Annotated in this window: 15 protein-coding genes and 2 tRNA genes; 10 read left to right on the forward strand and 7 right to left on the reverse strand. The window is 71.7% G+C overall.

Annotated features, from left to right (window positions below; translation table 11 throughout):
* Window positions 1–28 precede the first annotated feature (28 nt).
* From ACFQZ6_RS23825 to ACFQZ6_RS23835, 3 genes are all read left to right on the forward strand, one after another.
* Window positions 29–102: transfer RNA gene (locus tag ACFQZ6_RS23825), tRNA-Met, on the forward strand.
* A 206-nt stretch (window positions 103–308) separates the two neighbouring features.
* Window positions 309–2222 (forward strand): sel1 repeat family protein, encoded by a 1914-nt coding sequence (locus ACFQZ6_RS23830; RefSeq protein WP_381612274.1) that lies wholly within the window; start codon window positions 309–311, stop codon window positions 2220–2222.
* 290 nt (window positions 2223–2512) lie between these two features.
* Window positions 2513–2589: transfer RNA gene (locus tag ACFQZ6_RS23835), tRNA-Met, on the forward strand.
* A gap of 72 nt (window positions 2590–2661) precedes the next feature.
* Here the strand turns inward: ACFQZ6_RS23835 and ACFQZ6_RS23840 are convergent.
* Entirely contained in the window at window positions 2662–3078 is a 417-nt protein-coding gene (locus ACFQZ6_RS23840) for a Fur family transcriptional regulator (protein WP_381612276.1), read from the reverse strand.
* Window positions 3079–3205: 127 nt separating this feature from the next.
* Between ACFQZ6_RS23840 and ACFQZ6_RS23845 the strand changes: the two genes are divergently transcribed.
* Window positions 3206–4678, forward strand: a complete 1473-nt coding sequence (locus tag ACFQZ6_RS23845; protein WP_381612278.1) for a catalase — start codon at window positions 3206–3208, stop codon at window positions 4676–4678.
* Window positions 4679–4823: 145 nt separating this feature from the next.
* On the forward strand, window positions 4824–6509 hold the full coding sequence (locus ACFQZ6_RS23850; RefSeq protein ID WP_381612280.1) for an IS1182 family transposase: 1686 nt from the start codon (window positions 4824–4826) through the stop codon (window positions 6507–6509).
* Window positions 6510–6557: 48 nt separating this feature from the next.
* Here the strand turns inward: ACFQZ6_RS23850 and ACFQZ6_RS23855 are convergent, their stop codons facing one another.
* Both ACFQZ6_RS23855 and hisN read right to left on the reverse strand, forming a co-directional pair.
* A complete protein-coding gene (locus tag ACFQZ6_RS23855) occupies window positions 6558–6950 on the reverse strand; it encodes a CBS domain-containing protein (RefSeq protein ID WP_381612282.1) in 393 nt (130 codons plus the stop codon).
* A 119-nt stretch (window positions 6951–7069) separates the two neighbouring features.
* Window positions 7070–7870, reverse strand: a complete 801-nt coding sequence (hisN, locus tag ACFQZ6_RS23860; RefSeq protein WP_381612284.1) for a histidinol-phosphatase — start codon at window positions 7868–7870, stop codon at window positions 7070–7072.
* 446 nt (window positions 7871–8316) lie between these two features.
* On the opposite strand from hisN, the gene ACFQZ6_RS23865 reads away from it, so the two are divergent.
* Window positions 8317–8937, forward strand: coding sequence for a TetR/AcrR family transcriptional regulator (locus ACFQZ6_RS23865; RefSeq protein WP_381612285.1), 621 nt, complete (start codon window positions 8317–8319; stop codon window positions 8935–8937).
* On the opposite strand, the gene ACFQZ6_RS23870 is transcribed toward ACFQZ6_RS23865, so the two are convergent.
* The 4 genes from ACFQZ6_RS23870 to ACFQZ6_RS23885 all read right to left on the reverse strand — a co-directional run bounded on the left by ACFQZ6_RS23870 (window position 8903) and on the right by ACFQZ6_RS23885 (window position 12634).
* Window positions 8903–9226, reverse strand: coding sequence for a DMT family transporter (locus tag ACFQZ6_RS23870; RefSeq protein ID WP_381612287.1), 324 nt, complete (start codon window positions 9224–9226; stop codon window positions 8903–8905). The genes ACFQZ6_RS23865 and ACFQZ6_RS23870 overlap by 35 nt on opposite strands.
* A gap of 119 nt (window positions 9227–9345) precedes the next feature.
* Window positions 9346–10356, reverse strand: a complete 1011-nt coding sequence (gene rsgA, locus ACFQZ6_RS23875; protein WP_381612289.1) for a ribosome small subunit-dependent GTPase A — start codon at window positions 10354–10356, stop codon at window positions 9346–9348.
* Between the two features lie 16 nt (window positions 10357–10372).
* Window positions 10373–11713 (reverse strand): 3-phosphoshikimate 1-carboxyvinyltransferase, encoded by a 1341-nt coding sequence (aroA, locus tag ACFQZ6_RS23880; RefSeq protein ID WP_381612291.1) that lies wholly within the window; start codon window positions 11711–11713, stop codon window positions 10373–10375.
* Between the two features lie 207 nt (window positions 11714–11920).
* Window positions 11921–12634: a M50 family metallopeptidase gene (locus tag ACFQZ6_RS23885; RefSeq protein ID WP_381612293.1), complete on the reverse strand. Its 714-nt coding sequence runs from the start codon at window positions 12632–12634 to the stop codon at window positions 11921–11923.
* A 50-nt stretch (window positions 12635–12684) separates the two neighbouring features.
* Between ACFQZ6_RS23885 and ACFQZ6_RS23890 the strand changes: the two genes are divergently transcribed.
* The 4 genes from ACFQZ6_RS23890 (at window position 12685) to rsrA (ending at window position 15382) form a co-directional block, all read left to right on the forward strand.
* Window positions 12685–13500 carry an SOS response-associated peptidase gene (locus ACFQZ6_RS23890; protein WP_381612295.1) on the forward strand — a complete coding sequence of 272 codons (816 nt, stop codon included), beginning with the start codon at window positions 12685–12687 and terminating at the stop codon, window positions 13498–13500.
* Between the two features lies 1 nt (window position 13501).
* On the forward strand, window positions 13502–14149 hold the full coding sequence (locus tag ACFQZ6_RS23895) for an alpha/beta hydrolase family protein (protein WP_381612297.1): 648 nt from the start codon (window positions 13502–13504) through the stop codon (window positions 14147–14149).
* A gap of 238 nt (window positions 14150–14387) precedes the next feature.
* Window positions 14388–15074 (forward strand): RNA polymerase sigma factor SigR, encoded by a 687-nt coding sequence (gene sigR / locus ACFQZ6_RS23900; protein WP_381612299.1) that lies wholly within the window; start codon window positions 14388–14390, stop codon window positions 15072–15074.
* The gene (gene rsrA, locus ACFQZ6_RS23905; protein ID WP_381612301.1) at window positions 15071–15382 is read left to right on the forward strand and encodes a mycothiol system anti-sigma-R factor; all 312 of its coding nucleotides are present in this window, start codon (window positions 15071–15073) and stop codon (window positions 15380–15382) included. The genes sigR and rsrA overlap by 4 nt, the downstream gene beginning before the upstream one ends.
* Window positions 15383–15447: the final 65 nt, after the last annotated feature.

The following is a 15447-nucleotide window of genomic DNA, read 5'->3' on the forward strand; positions in this document are numbered from 1 at the left end:
GCGCCGTGGTACGGTTGCATCACAACGGCGCGGGGTGGAGCAGCTCGGTAGCTCGCTGGGCTCATAACCCAGAGGTCGCAGGTTCAAATCCTGTCCCCGCTACTTGAAGCAGAGGCCCGGATCCTGATCAGGATCCGGGCCTTTGTGATGTGCGAACGCATGTGCCGGGGTGGGGGATCGCCGTGCCGCCGTGGGGAGTTGGGGGATCTGTGTTTGACTTGTCTCTCTGTGGGCATGTCGACAAAACGCTGAAGTGACCTCACTGGCTGCGGTATACCAGGTGTACCCAGGTTGCAGGTGGTGCGACGATGGACGTTATGGGGGACAAGGCAACTCTGTTCGAGACAGGGCGATTTGTGCACTCTTCGGGGCGGTACGAGGTGCTCGACGCACCCCGCGCCGAGATCCCGGGAACCTCGGAGACCCCGGACACTCCGCTGACCCCGGAGACGCCGGACGAGACGACGGAGGCCGCCGAGCAGGCCGCGGAGGAACTGCGCCAGCGGCTCGCCGCCGAGGCCGGTGACGTCGAGGCGATGAGCGTCCTCGGCGCCATGCTGCTGCGCCGTGGAGATCTCGACGGGGCCGAGCCCCATCTGCGTGCCGCCACCGCCGCGGGCGACCGCGCCGCCGCCAACAACCTCGGAGTCCTGCTGCACCAGCGCGGCTACGCCGACGAGGCCGCCGGATGGTGGCGGATCGCCGCCGTCGCCGGGTCCGCCGCGGCGGCGCACGCGCTGGGGCGCCACCACCGTGAGCGCGGGGACGAGCCCGCCGCCGAGTACTGGCTGCGGCAGTCCGCCGAACAGGGACACGTGCTGGGTGCCTACGCCCTCGCCGATCTGCTCGACCACCGCGCGGACGCGGCGGCCGAGCGCTGGATGCGGGCCGCGGCCGAGCGGGGGCACCGGGAGGCGGCGTACCGGCTGGCGCGCGCGCTGGACCGCAGGGCGTCGCGCGAGGCCGGGGGTGGCAGTGGTGCCAGAGGCGGCGCCGGTGACGGGTCGCTCGCCGTGGCCGCCGAGGCCGAGCAGTGGTACCGGCAGGCCGCCGCGCGCGGGCACCGGCGGGCCGCGCTGCACCTCGGGGCGATCCTGGAGAAGCGTGGGGAGCTGAAGGAGGCCGGGCGCTGGTACCTGACGTCCGCGAAGGACGGGGAGACGCGCGCCGCCTGCGCGCTCGGCTTCCTGCTGCGCGACGCCGGGGACACCGAGAACGCCGCCGTGTGGTGGCTGCGTGCCGCGCAGGAGGGCGACGGCAACGCGGCCAACGCGCTGGGCGCGCTGCACGCCGAGCGCGGGGAGACCCAGACCGCCGAGCGGTGGTACCGGGCCGCGATGGACGCCGGGGACGTCAACGGGGCGTACAACCTGGGGTTGCTCTGCGCCGAGCAGGGACGCACCCCGCAGGCCGAGCAGTGGTACCGGCGCGCGGCGTACGCCGGGCACCGGGAGGCCGCGAACGCGCTGGCGATCCTGCTGCTCCAGGGCGGGGACGCGACGGGCGCCGAGCCGTGGTTCTCCAAGGCGGCCGAGGCCGGGAGCGTCGACGCGGCGTTCAACCTGGGCATCCTCTACGCCGGGCGCGGCGAGGAGCGGGACGCGCTGCGCTGGTACGAGCGTGCCGCGGCGGCCGGGCACACCGAGGCGGCGTTGCAGGTCGGCATCGCCCGGCTGCGCGAGGGGGACGAGCGGGCGGCCGAACGGCACCTGCGGTGCGCGGCGGGGGGCGGCAGCGCGGAGGCGGCGTACCGGCTGGCGACGGTCCTGGACGCGCGGCGGCCCCGGACGTCGGGGCACGAGCTGGGGGAGTCCGTGCACCAGAAGACCGAGTGCGAGGAGTGGTACGAGCGGGCGGCCTCCCAGGGGCACCGGCGTGCGCAGGTGCGGGTCGGGATGCTCGCCGCGGCGCGGGGTGACGTGGTGGAGGCGGCGCGGTGGTACCGGTCGGCGGCGGAGGCCGGGTCGCGGAACGGGGCGTTCAACCTGGGGCTGCTGCTGGCTCGGGAGGGGAGCGAGCCGGAGGCGGCGGTGTGGTGGACGCGGGCGGCTGACGCGGGGCACGGGCGGGCGGCGTTGCGGTTGGCGCTGGTGTACGCGCGGCGGGGGGAGCTGGTGGAGGGGCAGCGGTGGGCTGGGCGGGCCGTGGAGCTGGGGCCGGGGGAGGTGGCTGAGCGGGCGGCTCGGTTGCGGGATGCGCTGGGGGAGGAGCTGTCGGCCTGACGCTGCGCTGCCGTGCTCGCCGGTTTGCTGGGTGACCGGCGTTGGTGCTGGTGCGGCGGCGTTGCACGGCCCGGCGCGGCGGGGTGCCGCTGCGCCCACCCTCCCCCAAGCTCTCGGCTTCGCTCGAGCAGGGGGACCCCCATCGCCCCAGCGGCACGACTGCCCGCAGCTATGTAGGGCAGCTAGGGCGGTGTGGGTGCCTGCAGCTAAGCGGGTGGGTGTGCCCGCAGCCGCCCGTAAGGGGTCGTTTGCTTCTTGTCGTTGCGGTGGCGTAGGGTTGTGTTTACCGACGCGGGGTGGAGCAGCTCGGTAGCTCGCTGGGCTCATAACCCAGAGGTCGCAGGTTCAAATCCTGTCCCCGCTACCAAGAGCAGAGGGCCGGGATCCTGGAGTAGTTCAGGGTCCCGGCCCTCTGTGGTGTGTTCGGGGGCGGCGGCGGTCAGGCCGAGGCGCAGTTCGGGCACAGGCCCCGGTACGTGACCTCGACGTCCGAGACCGTGAAGCCGAAGCGCTCCGAGGTCGGGAGGTCGGCCAGCGGGTTGCCGGTGGGGTGGACGTCGCGGATGGCGCCGCACTGGGCGCAGACCAGGTGGTGGTGCGGCCGGTGCGCGTTCGGGTCGTAGCGCTTGGCGCGCTTGTCCGTGGCGACCTCCAGGACCTCACCGAGGGAGACCAGTTCCCCGAGGGTGTTGTAGACGGTCGCCCGGGAGATCTCGGGCAGCTTGGCGACGGCCCGTGCGTGGACCTCGTCGGCCGTCAGGTGGACGTGTTCGCCGTCGAGGACCTCGGCGACGACACGCCGCTGTGCGGTCATGCGCCATCCGCGTCCGCGCAGCCGTTCCAGAAGGTCACTCATGGCGTCCAGCCTAACAGCAGGGGGACCAGGTCCCGAACGGGTGTGACTTTGGATCATTGCTTGACTTAGACATTGTCTATTGTAGGATCGAGGCTGGTTTTAGCCAAGGGACAGGAACAGTACGGAAATGGCGCAGGAGGCCCACGTGACCCAGGGACCGCTCACCACGGAGGCCGGTGCCCCGGTTGCCGACAACCAGAACAGCGAGACGGCGGGCGTCGGCGGCCCCGTGCTCGTCCAGGACCAGCTCCTGTTGGAGAAGCTGGCGCACTTCAACCGCGAGCGCATTCCGGAGCGCGTCGTGCACGCCCGGGGCGCGGGCGCCTACGGCACCTTCACGGTCACCGCGGACGTGACGCCGTACACCAGGGCCGCGTTCCTCTCCGAGGTCGGCAAGCAGACCGAGACGTTCCTGCGGTTCTCGACCGTGGCGGGCAACCTCGGTGCCGCCGACGCCGTGCGTGACCCGCGCGGATGGGCGCTGAAGTTCTACACCGAGGAGGGCAACTACGACCTCGTCGGCAACAACACCCCGGTGTTCTTCATCAGGGACGCCATCAAGTTCCCCGACTTCATCCACACCCAGAAGCGCGACCCGTACACGGGCTCGACGGAGGCGGACAACGTCTGGGACTTCTGGAGCCTGAGCCCGGAGTCCACGCACCAGGTGACGTGGCTGTTCGGGGACCGGGGCATTCCCGCCTCGTACCGGCACATGAACGGGTACGGCTCGCACACGTACCAATGGAACAACGAGGCCGGTGAGGTCTTCTGGGTCAAGTACCACTTCAAGACCGACCAGGGGATCAGGAACCTCACCCAGGCCGAGGCCAACAAGCTCGCCGGTGAGGACCCCGACTCCCACCAGCGTGACCTGCGCGAGGCGATCGAGCGCGGGGAGTTCCCGACCTGGACCGTGCAGGTGCAGATCATGCCCGCGGCGGACGCGGCGACGTACCGCTTCAACCCGTTCGACCTCACCAAGGTGTGGCCGCACGCGGACTACCCGCCGATCGAGATCGGCAAGCTGGAGCTGAACCGCAACCCGCGGAACGTCTTCGCCGAGGTCGAGCAGAGCATCTTCTCGCCCGCGCACTTCGTGCCGGGCATCGGCCCGTCGCCCGACAAGATGCTCCAGGGGCGGCTGTTCGCCTACGGCGACGCCCACCGGTACCGCGTCGGCGTCAACGCCGACCACCTGCCGGTGAACCGTCCGCACGCCACCGAGGCGCGCACCAACTCGCGGGACGGCTTCCTGTACGACGGCCGCCACGGCGCGGCGAAGAACTACGAGCCGAACAGCTTCGGCGGGCCGCGGCAGACCGGGCGTCCGCTGTGGCAGCCGTTCGACGGGTACGCCGTCGGCACCGGCAACCACCCGGCTCCCGTGCACGCCGAGGACGACGACTTCGTGCAGGCGGGCAACCTGTACCGGCTGATGTCGGAGGACGAGAAGGGGCGCCTGATCGAGAACCTGGCGGGCTTTGTCTCCAAGGTCTCGCGCGAGGACGTCATCGAGCGCGCGATCGGCAACTTCGCTCAGGCGGACGAGGACTTCGGCAAGCGGCTGGAGGCCGCGGTCCAGGCCCTGCGCGGCTGAACTCCAGCACTGGACCGCTTGCCGTGGACGGGAGGCCGGACCCTTCGGGGACGCTGTTGGTTTATTCGGCCCCTCGCGTGACGTCGGTCCCCACGACCCGGTTGTGGTCGTGGGGACCGACGTTTTTGCACGGGGGTGGGTGTCGATGTCGCTGCGGCCGAAGGGTCCGGGGGAGATTCCGGCGGAGACGGTGCGGGTGGCCCGTGCCGCGTTTCCGAAGGGCAGCCTGGCGATCCGGGTGCGGGACGAGTTGGGGCCGATGTTCCACGACGAGGACTTCGCGGATCTGTTTGCCTCACGCGGCCGGCCTGCCTGGTCTCCGGCCAGGCTGGCGCTGGTGTCGGTGCTCCAGTTCGTGGAGGGGCTGACCGACCGCCAGGCCGCGGAGGCGGTGCGGGCGCGGATCGACTTCAAGTACGCGCTCGGGCTTCAACTCGATGATCCCGGCTTTGATTTCTCGGTGCTGTCGGAGTTCAGGGACCGGTTGGCCGGGGCTGACGGCGGGCGCCGGGTCATGGACGGTGTGCTGGTCGCAGCCCGCGAGAAAGGGCTGCTCAAGAGCGCGGGCCGGGCCCGGACCGACTCCTCGCACGTGCTGTCGTCGGCGCGTGAGCTGTGCTGGCTGGAGCAAGTGGCCGAGACGCTGCGTGCGGCGCTGAACGCCCTCGCGCAGGCAGCTCCGGACTGGCTGACCGAGATCGCTGAGCCGAACTGGTTCCGTCACTACGCCACCAGGGCCGAGGATTCCCGGTTCCCCAAGGCCCGCGCGAAGCGGGACGAGGTGGGGTCACGGATCGGCCGGGATGGGACACGCCTGTTGGAAGCGGTCTTCGCTGCCGATGCCCCCGCAGAACTCCGCGCACTCGACGAGGTGGAGTTTCTGCGCCGGGTCTGGGTCCAGCACTTCCACCGGGTGGGCGGCGAGGTGACGCGCAGGGGCCCAAAAGACCGGCCGCCGGGCACGACGCGCCTGGTCAACCCCTATGACCCGGAGGCTCGTGTCGGCGTCAAACGGGACACCATGTGGGACGGATACAAGGTCCACCTCACCGAGACCTGCGGCGAGGTGGACGTTCCGAACCTGGTCACCAACGTGGCCACCACCGTGGCAACCGTCGCGGACAACGCGATGAACGAGGAGATCCACGCCTCCCTCGCCGCCCGGGACTGCCTGCCCGGCGAGCACTGGGTGGATGCCGGCTACCCCACCGCCGCCCACGTCCTCGCCGCCCGCACCCGGCACGGCGTCGAGCTGCACGGGCCACTGGCCGGCAACACCTCGTCCCAGGCCAAGGGCGCTTTCGGGCTGGACGCGTTCGCCGTCGACTGGGAACACCAGCAGGTGACCTGCCCAGGTGGTGCCACCGCCACGGACTGGTATCCCCGCAACGACTCCAAGGGCCTGCCGGTCATCCGCGTCAGGTTCCCCGCGAGCCGCTGCGGCCCCTGTCCCCACCTAAGCTCCTGCGTCAGCTCGGCCACCGGCCGCCGCCGGGAACTCATGCTGCGGCAACAGCAAGCTCAGCACGACGCCATCCGGCACATCCGCGCCGAACAGCAGACCGATGCGTGGAAAGAGCGCTACAAGATCCGGGCCGGGGTCGAAGGCACCATCTCACAGGCCGTCGGGCGTTGCGGCCTGCGCAGATCCCGCTACCGGGGCCTGGCAAAGACCAGCCTCCAGCACCAGCTCACCGGAGCCGCCCTCAACCTCGCCCGCATCGACGCCCACCTCACCGACACACCACGAGCCCGCACCCGCACCAGCCACTTCGCAGCACTGTGCCCCGCCGAGCTGACGCTCGACGGGGCACAAGCAGGGGCCGAATAAACCAACAGCGTCCCTTCGGGGTCCGGCCTCCTGGCATGTCCGGCGGGGTCAGGCGGGCACCTGCTGCCGTGCCGGGACCCAGCAGCGGATGATGTCGCGGACCGAGACGATGCCGACGGGTTCGCGGGCGTCGAGGACGATCAGGTGGCGGAAGCCGCCGTGGGTCATGGCGCGGGCCGCCTCCTCCAGGGTCCAGGCCGGGGCGGCGAAGACGACGTCCGTGGTGGTGTGGGCGTGGGCGGGTTCGGTGTCGGGGTTCTGGCCGAGGCCGAGGGAGTTGAGGATGTCGCGCTCGGTCAGGATGCCGATGCCGTCGGCGTCGGGGTCGTGGACCACGGCCGCGCCGACGCTGCGGGCGGACATGAGTTCGGCGGCCTGGCGGAGGGTGTGGGTGGGACCGATGGTGAGGACCACGGTGCTCATGGCGTCGCGGACAAGCATGGGTTGGAGCCACCTCCTGTGAGAGTGTCCCGCCCCTTGTTCATCGATTCACAAATTCACAAGTGGGGGATTCTCAGAGTGGCAGGCAAAGAGGGGGTCAACAAGGGGGCGCGGGGGCGTTAGTAGCGCTCGTTGAGGTAGTCCAGGAGCTGGTCGTGCAGGACGCCGTTCGACGCCGCCGCGTTGCCGCTGTGCGGGCCCGGTCGTCCGTCGAGGCCGGTGAAGGTGCCGCCCGCCTCGGTGACGATGATGGCGTTGGCCGCCATGTCCCAGAGGGACAGCTCCGGTTCGGCGCACAGGTCGACCGCGCCCTCGGCGACCATCATGTACGGCCAGAAGTCGCCGTACGCGCGCGTGCGCCAGACCTCGCGGGTGAGGTCCAGGAAGCCGCGGAGTCGGCCGCGCTCCTCCCAGCCGGAGAGGGAGGAGTAGGCGAACGACGCGTCGGAGAGCCTGGACACGGCGGAGACGTGCAGGCGGGTGGCGGCGGAGAGGCTGCGGCCGGTGAAGGCGCCGTGGCCCTTCGCGGCCCACCAGCGGCGGCCGAGGGCGGGGGCGGAGACGACGCCGACGACGGGCTGGTAGCCGCCCTCGCCCGCCTCCATCAGGGAGATGAGGGTGGCCCAGACGGGGACGCCGCGTACGTAGTTCTTGGTGCCGTCGATGGGGTCGATGACCCAGCGGCGGGGGCCGGTGCCCTCCACTCCGTACTCCTCGCCGAGGATCGCGTCGCGGGGGCGGGCGCGTTGGAGCTGGCCGCGGATGAGTTCCTCGGCGGCCTTGTCCGCTTCGCTGACCGGGGTCATGTCCGGCTTGGTCTCCACCTTGAGGTCGAGGGCCTTGAAGCGGGCGGTGGTCGCGGCGTCGGCGGCGTCTGCGAGGACGTGGGCGAGGCGGAGGTCATCGCGGTAGTCGGGCATGTGGGAACGGTATATGGCGGGGGTGGGGCGGGGCCACGGGGGCGGGGGTGAGGTGGGCGGTGCGGATTGGGGGCCCGGTGCTGGTGGGTGGGGCGTTGCGCGGCCCGGCGCCGCGGAGTGCTGTCGGTGCGCGCACCGCGGGGTGGGTCGCGCGGCCCGGCGCTACGGGGTGCCGCTGCGCCCACCCGTGCCGCCCCAGTGGCACGACTGCCCGCAGCTATGGCGGCTACGGCAGCCACGGCGGTACGGCTGCCCGCGGCTATGGCGGCTATGGCGGCTATGGCGGCTATGGCGGCTATGGCGGCTACGGCAGCCACGGCGGCTACGGCGGCTACGGCGGTGCGGCTGTCCGTGGCTGAGTCGGAGCGTGGGGGCTGCGAGGCCCCTTGACAGTGGGTTTGGGGGCGTCAAATCTGGGCTCAGGGTTGGGCGCCCTGAGGGAGGCGATGATGCCTGCTGCGCGGGAGTCTCTGCTGGATGCCGCCTATACGGCGTTGCTTCGGCGGCCGTGGTCCGCGGTGCGGATGGTGGACGTGGCCGCCGCGGCCGGGGTGTCCCGGCAGACGCTGTACAACGAGTTCGGCAGCAAGGAGGGCCTCGCGCGGGCGCTCGTGCGCCGGGAGGCGGACGGCTATCTCGCCGGCGTCGACCGGGCGCTCGGCGCGCACGGTGACGCGCGGGAGCGGCTGACCGCGACGGCCGAGTGGACGACCGCCGTCGCCCGCGACAACGCCCTGGTGCGGGCGATGCTCACCGGCTGCTGGGGCGAGCGGCTGCCCGCGCCGACGCTGTCGTCCGTGCCGTCCTCCTCGTCCGTGCCCGCGCAGCGGCGGGCGGACGGGCCGTTGCCCTCGCCCGGCGACCTGGTCTCCATGGTGCGTGACCGCGCCGTCGCGGTGATCTCCGCGCCGGGGTCCGGGTCCGGCAGCCGGGACCTGGCGAGGTCCTGCGAACTCGCCGTCCGGCTCGCGCTGTCCTGCGTCGCCGCCCCGCCCGACGAGTGCGGCGTCGGTGAGCTGGTGCGCAGCGCGCTCAGTGCGCCGAGCCCGACAGTTGCAGGCCGATGACGCCGATGATGACCAGGCTGATCGAGACGATCTTCAGCGTGGAGACCAGGTCACCCAGGAAGATCATGCCGTAGATCGCCGTGCCCGCCGCCCCGATGCCGGTCCACACCGCGTACGCCGGGCCCACGTCGAGCTTGCGCAGGGAGAGGGTGAGGAGACCGAAGCTGCCGAGCGCGAACGCGGCGAACGCGATCGTCGGCCAGAGCCGGGTGAAGCCGTGGGACAGCTTCAGACAGACGGCGAAGCCGGTTTCGAGCAACCCGGCAACGATGACCAGCAGCCACGCCATGGCTGTCCTCCCCGTACGCGCACACCTTCGGTGACTGCATGTCAGCTTTTGCTCAGGCTTGGTTCCGGCTTTGCGATTATGCCCTTACCGGGACCGCGTAACGGCAAACCCCGTGAAGATCAGTCACCTTCCGTCGCCTCCCGCGTCGCCAGCAGTCGCCGCAGGGAGTACAGCCGGGCCGGGTCCGCGTGGCCCTCGGCCACCCAGTCGTCCAGCGCGCAGTCCGGCTCGTCGTGGCTGCACGCGCGGGGGCAGCCCTCCGTGCCGGGCTCCAGGTCGGGGAAGGCGTGGATCACCCGGGACGGGTCGACGTGGGCCAGGCCGAAGGACCGTACGCCAGGGGTGTCGACGACCCAGCCCGCCGCGTCGGCGAGGGGGAGCGCCAGGGCGGAGGTGGTGGTGTGACGGCCGCGGCCCGTGACCGCGTTCACCACGCCCGTCGTACGCCGTCGCTCCTCCGGTACCAGCGCGTTCACCAGCGTCGTCTTGCCGACGCCGGAGTGGCCGACGAACGCCGTGACCTTGCCGTCCAGTTCGGCGCGCACCCGGTCGGCCGCGCCGCCGTCGGCCAGTTCCTCGCGGCTGGTGACGACGTAGGGGATGTCCAGGTCGCCGTACAGCTCAAGGAGCTTGTCGGGTGGGGCGAGGTCGGACTTGGTGAGGACCAGCAGCGGGGTCAGGCCGCCGTCGAACGCCGCGACCAGGCAGCGGTCGATCAGCCGCGGGCGTGGCTCGGGGTCCGCGAGGGCGGTGACGATCGCGAGCTGGTCGGCGTTGGCGACGACGACCCGCTCGTAGGGGTCGTCGTCGTCCGCGGTGCGGCGCAGCACCGAGGTGCGCTCCGCGATGCGGACGATCCGCGCGAGGGTGTCCTTCTTGCCGGACAGATCACCGACCAGGGCCACCCGGTCACCCACGACCGCCGCCTTGCGGCCCAGTTCGCGGGCCTTCATGGCCATGACCACGCGGTCCTCGACGAGGCAGGTCAGGCGGCCCCGGTCGACGGTGAGGACCATGCCCTCGGCGGCGTCCTCGTGCTTCGGGCGGATGTTCGTCCGTGGACGGGTGTTCCGGCGGCCCGGGCGGCTGCGGATGTCGTCCTCGTCGGTGTGCTTGCCGTAGCGGCGCATGACTGGTCCCCGCGTCCTACGCCGCCCCGAGCATCCCGGTCCACAGGTCGGGGAAGTCCGGCAGGGTCTTGGCCGTGGTCGCCACGTTCTCGATCTTCACTCCCTCGACCGCCAGGCCGATGACCGCACCGGCCGTCGCCATGCGGTGGTCCTCGTAGGTGTGGAAGACGCCCCCGTGTAGCGGGCGCGGGCGGATGTGCAGGCCGTCGGCGGTCTCGGTGACGTCGCCGCCGAGTTCGTTGATCTCCTTGGTGAGGGCGGCCAGCCGGTCCGTCTCGTGCAGGCGCAGGTGCGCCACACCACGCAGGGTGGACGGGGAGTCGGCCAGCGCGGCGACGGCCGCGATGCCGGGGGTCAGCTCGCCCACGTCGCTGAGGTCCACGTCGATGCCGTGCACGGCACCCGAACCGGTGAACTCCAGGCCGTAGTCGGTCAGTTCGCAGGAACCGCCCATCTCGGTGAAGATCTCCCGGAGCCGGTCGCCGGGCTGGGTGGTGCGCGCGGGCCAGTCGGGGATGAGGACCTTGCCGCCGGTCACCAGCGCCGCCGCGAGGAACGGCTGCGCGTTGGACAGGTCCGGCTCGATGGTCAGGTCCCGGCCGAGCAGCGCGCCCGGCGTGACCCGCCAGACGTTCGGCTCGCCGCCCGACTCCGGGGTGTCCACCTGCGCGCCGACCGAGCGCAGCATGTCGACCGTCATCCGGATGTGCGGCAGGGACGGCAGCGAGGAGCCGGTGTGGCGCACCTCCACGCCCTGGTTGAAGCGCGGGCCGGACAGCAGCAGCGCCGACACGAACTGCGACGACGACGAGGCGTCGATCTCCACCGGGCCGCCGTCCAGCGCGCCGCCGCCGTGCACCGTCAGCGGCAGCGTGCCCCGGCCGTCGTCGTCGATCCGGGCGCCGAGCACGCGCAGCGCGTCGATGACGCCGTTCAGGGGACGCTCGTACGACCTCGGGTCGCCGTCGAAGCGGATCGGGCCGTCGGCCAGCGCGGCGACCGGCGGCAGGAAGCGCATCACCGTGCCCGCGTTGCCGACGTCGACCGTGGCCGGGCCGTGCAGATCGGTGGGGAGCACCCGCCACGCCTCACCGGTGACGCGCTCGCCCGAGACGGAGGAGGCGGAGGACACCGTCTCCTCGATGCCGACGCCCATGGCGCGCAGGGCGCCCGCCATCAGCAGGGTGTCGCGCGAACGCAGCGGGCGGCGCAGCCAGCCGGGCTCGGAGGCCAGCGCGGCCAGCACCAGGGCCCGGTTGGTGACCGACTTGGACCCGGGCACGTGGACCGTCGCGTCGACGGCTCCGCTCGCGTGCGGGGCGGGCCAGAGGGCGGTGTGGGCGGGGTGAACGGTCATGCGCCCCACTTTAGTGGGGGTTGGCCCTCCGGGGTTCGGCCGGGGAACGCGCTTGTGGACCGACGCCGGGCGCGTTGTGGCTGGTCGAGCTCGCACGCCGGGCGCGGCCCCGCGCCCCCGCCGCTCACCGGGGCCACGGCGTCACAGCCCCCGCTGCTCACCGGGGCTACGGCGTCACAGCCCCCGCCGCTCACCGGGGCCACGGCGTCACAGCCCCAGCAACCACCGTCCCCCGCCCATCAGCGAGCACAGGGACACCGCGTGGAAGAGGAACAGCCACAGCCCCGCGGGCGTGTGGGTGAGGCGGGACAACTGGTCCGCGTCCGAGTCGCCCGCGCCGCCGCGCCGCCGCTTGCCCTGGAGTTCGAAGGCCGGGCGCACCCCGCCGAGCAGCAGGAACCACACCACCGCGTACGCGAACGCCGCCTGCACCTGCGGCCCGGTCAGCCAGGACACCAGCAAAAACGTGCCGCCCGTGACGACCACCGTGAGCGCCCCGTAGGCGTTGCGGATCATCACCAGCATCGCGAGCAGCAGCGCCGTCGCCAGCCACAGCAGCAGCGTGATCCTCCCGGCGCCGAGCAGCGCCGCCCCGCCGAGGCCGAGCAGCGAGGGCGCCGTGTACCCGGCGGCGGCCGTCAGGATCATGCCGAGGCCGTGCGGCTTGCCCCGGCTGACCGTCAGGCCGCTGGTGTCGGAGTGCAGCCGTATGCCGGTCAGGGTGCGGCCGGTGAGCAGGGCGACCAGGCCGTGGCCGCCCTCGTGGGCGATGGTGATGGCGTTGCGCGAGACGCGCCACACACCGTGCGGGACGATCACGGCGAGCGCCGCGCCCAGCGTGGCGACCATCACCCACAGGTCGGGCTCCGGCTGGACGCCGGTCAGTTCGTCCCAGAGGGAGGTGGCTGTCGTGCTGTCCATGTGTCCGGGGCGCTCCCTCTGGTCGGGTGGAGTCTGGCAGTGTGGCACGTATGTGTGGACGGTATGCATCGAGTCGTGGGCCCGAGGATCTCGCGGGAATCTTTGAAATCGAGAAGTGGGAGCCGGAGGAGACCCTCGCTCCCGACTACAACGTGGCCCCGACCAAGGACGTCTACGCCGTCCTCGACCGTCCTGTGAAGGACGCGGACGATCCGCGGCCGGTTCGGCAGTTGCGCAGGCTGAAGTGGGGGCTGGTGCCCTCCTGGTCCAAGACGCCCGAGGGCGCCGCCCGGATGATCAACGCGCGGGCCGAGACGGTGCACGAGAAGCCGTCGTACCGCCGCGCCTTCACCACCCGGCGCTGCATCATCCCCGCCGACGGCTACTACGAGTGGGTCACCGGCAACCAGGAGCGGGACCTGGAGGTCGAGGGGAAGAAGAAGCGGCCCCGCAAGCAGCCGTACTTCGTGCTCCCGGCCGACGGGTCGGTGTTCGCGATGGCCGGGCTGTACGAGTTCTGGCGGGACCGGACGCTGCCCGACGACCACCCGCGGGCCTGGTGGGCGACCTGCTCGGTCATCACCACCGAGGCGGAGACCACCCCGCTCGCCGTCGCGCCCGCCGACGGGCCGCACGCCCTCGCCGAGATCCACCCCCGGATGCCGCTGATGCTCACCCCGGACCGCTGGGACGCCTGGCTCGACCCGTCCCGGACCGACCCCGACGACCTGCGGGAACTCCTCGCGCCGCCGCCCGCGGGGCTGATGCGCGCCTACCCGGTGTCCACCGCCGTCAGCAACGTCCGCAACAACGGACCGGAGCTGCTGAAGGAGCTGTCGGGCCCGGAAGAGGGCACACTTTTCTAGCGTGACGACCGAGATCACCAGCACCGAGATCATCAGCACGGACGCGGGGGACGCCCGTGTCACCTGGCACCGGGCGGCGCGGACCGCCCGGCTGGTCCTCGCGGTGAGCCACGGCGCGGGCGGCGGCATCGAGGCCCGCGACCTCCAGGCCCTCGCCGCCGTGCTGCCCGAGCACGGGGTGAGCGTGGCGCTGGTGGAGCAGCCCTGGCGGGTCGCCGGGAAGAAGGTCGCGCCCGCGCCGAAGACCCTCGACGTCGGCTGGCGCGGCATCTGGCCCGCGGTCACCGCGCCGGGCCTGCCGGTGATCTCCGGCGGGCGCAGCGCGGGCGCGCGGGTCGCCTGCCGCACCGCCAGCGAGCTGGGCGCGCACGCCGTCCTCGCGCTCAGCTTCCCGCTGCACCCGCCGGGCAGGCCCGAGAGGTCCCGCGCCGACGAACTGCTCGGCGCCGGGGTGCCCACCCTCGTCGTCCAGGGCGGCAACGACCCCTTCGGGCGGCCGGGGGAGTTCCCCGAGGGCGACCACGAACTCGTCGAGGTGCCGTACGGCGATCACGGGTTCGCCGTACCGAAGCGCGCGGAGATCGGGCAGGAGGAGGCGGTCCGGTTGGTCACCGACGGGGTGCTCGACTGGGTCCGCAGGCTCGGGTAGGGCTCGGGAATGCGGGAGGCCCCGCTCCTGTTATGGCGGTCGGAAGCAATTCGTGGGAGAGGATGACCGCCGCATGGGTTCGACTTTCTGCCCGAGCCGCAGCAGCCGTACCGAGCTTGACTGGACAGTGCTGCACGCGGCGTCGACCGCCCCTATTCGGGCGGCGGGCGGACCGGATCGTCGTCTATCCTCCGATTCTGGTGGGACCGATCTCGGTCCCACGCGGACACTGGAGGAGGTGGGTCCGGTTCCCGGTACCGACGCAGGGACCGACAACGGCCAGGCGGAGCAGCCCGAGGGCCTGGGCGGTACGGGCGCGGAGACGACCGCGGAGCGCAGCGCGCGCTTCGAGCGGGACGCGCTCGAATTCCTCGACCAGATGTACTCGGCCGCGCTGCGCATGACGCGCAACCCGGCCGACGCCGAGGACCTGGTGCAGGAGACGTACGCCAAGGCGTACGCGTCCTTCCACCAGTTCCGCGAGGGCACCAACCTCAAGGCGTGGCTGTACCGGATCCTCACCAACACCTTCATCAACTCGTACCGCAAGAAGCAGCGTGAACCGCAGCGCAGCGCGGCCGAGGAGATCGAGGACTGGCAGCTCGCCCGCGCCGAGTCGCACATGTCGACCGGTCTGCGCTCCGCCGAGTCGCAGGCGCTCGACCACCTGCCCGACTCGGACGTGAAGGAGGCGTTGCAGGCGATCCCCGAGGAATTCCGCATCGCCGTCTATCTCGCCGACGTAGAGGGCTTTGCGTACAAGGAGATCGCGGACATCATGGGGACACCCATCGGTACGGTGATGTCCCGGCTGCACCGGGGCCGTCGTCAACTGCGCGGCATGTTGGAGGACTACGCCCGCGAGCGGGGTCTGGTCCCGGCCGGCGCCGGAGAGTCGAACGAAGCGAAAGGCTCGGGCTCATGAGCTGCGGAGAGCCGCACGAGACGGACTGCGGTGAGGTACTCGACCATCTGTACGAGTTCCTCGACAGTGAGATGCCGGACGTCGATCGCGCCAAGTTCAAGCAGCACTTCCAGGAGTGCTCGCCCTGTCTGGAGAAGTACGGTCTTGAGCAGGCGGTGAAGAAGCTGGTCAAGCGGTGCTGCGGACATGACGACGTGCCCACCGACCTGCGCGCCAAGGTCATGCAGCGGATCGACGTCATCCGCTCCGGACAGGCCGTCCCCGACCACGACGTGACCGCCGGTCCGGCCACCGCCCAGGAATCCTGACCGTCCCCCGTATCACCCGAAGGTGCTAATCCGAGGCGTAACCCGCCCCGGAGCCCGCCTGTGCC

Origin of the sequence: Streptomyces flavalbus, from assembly GCF_042674625.1 — a bacterium.
Taxonomy (GTDB): Bacteria; Actinomycetota; Actinomycetes; order Streptomycetales; family Streptomycetaceae; genus Streptomyces; species Streptomyces flavalbus.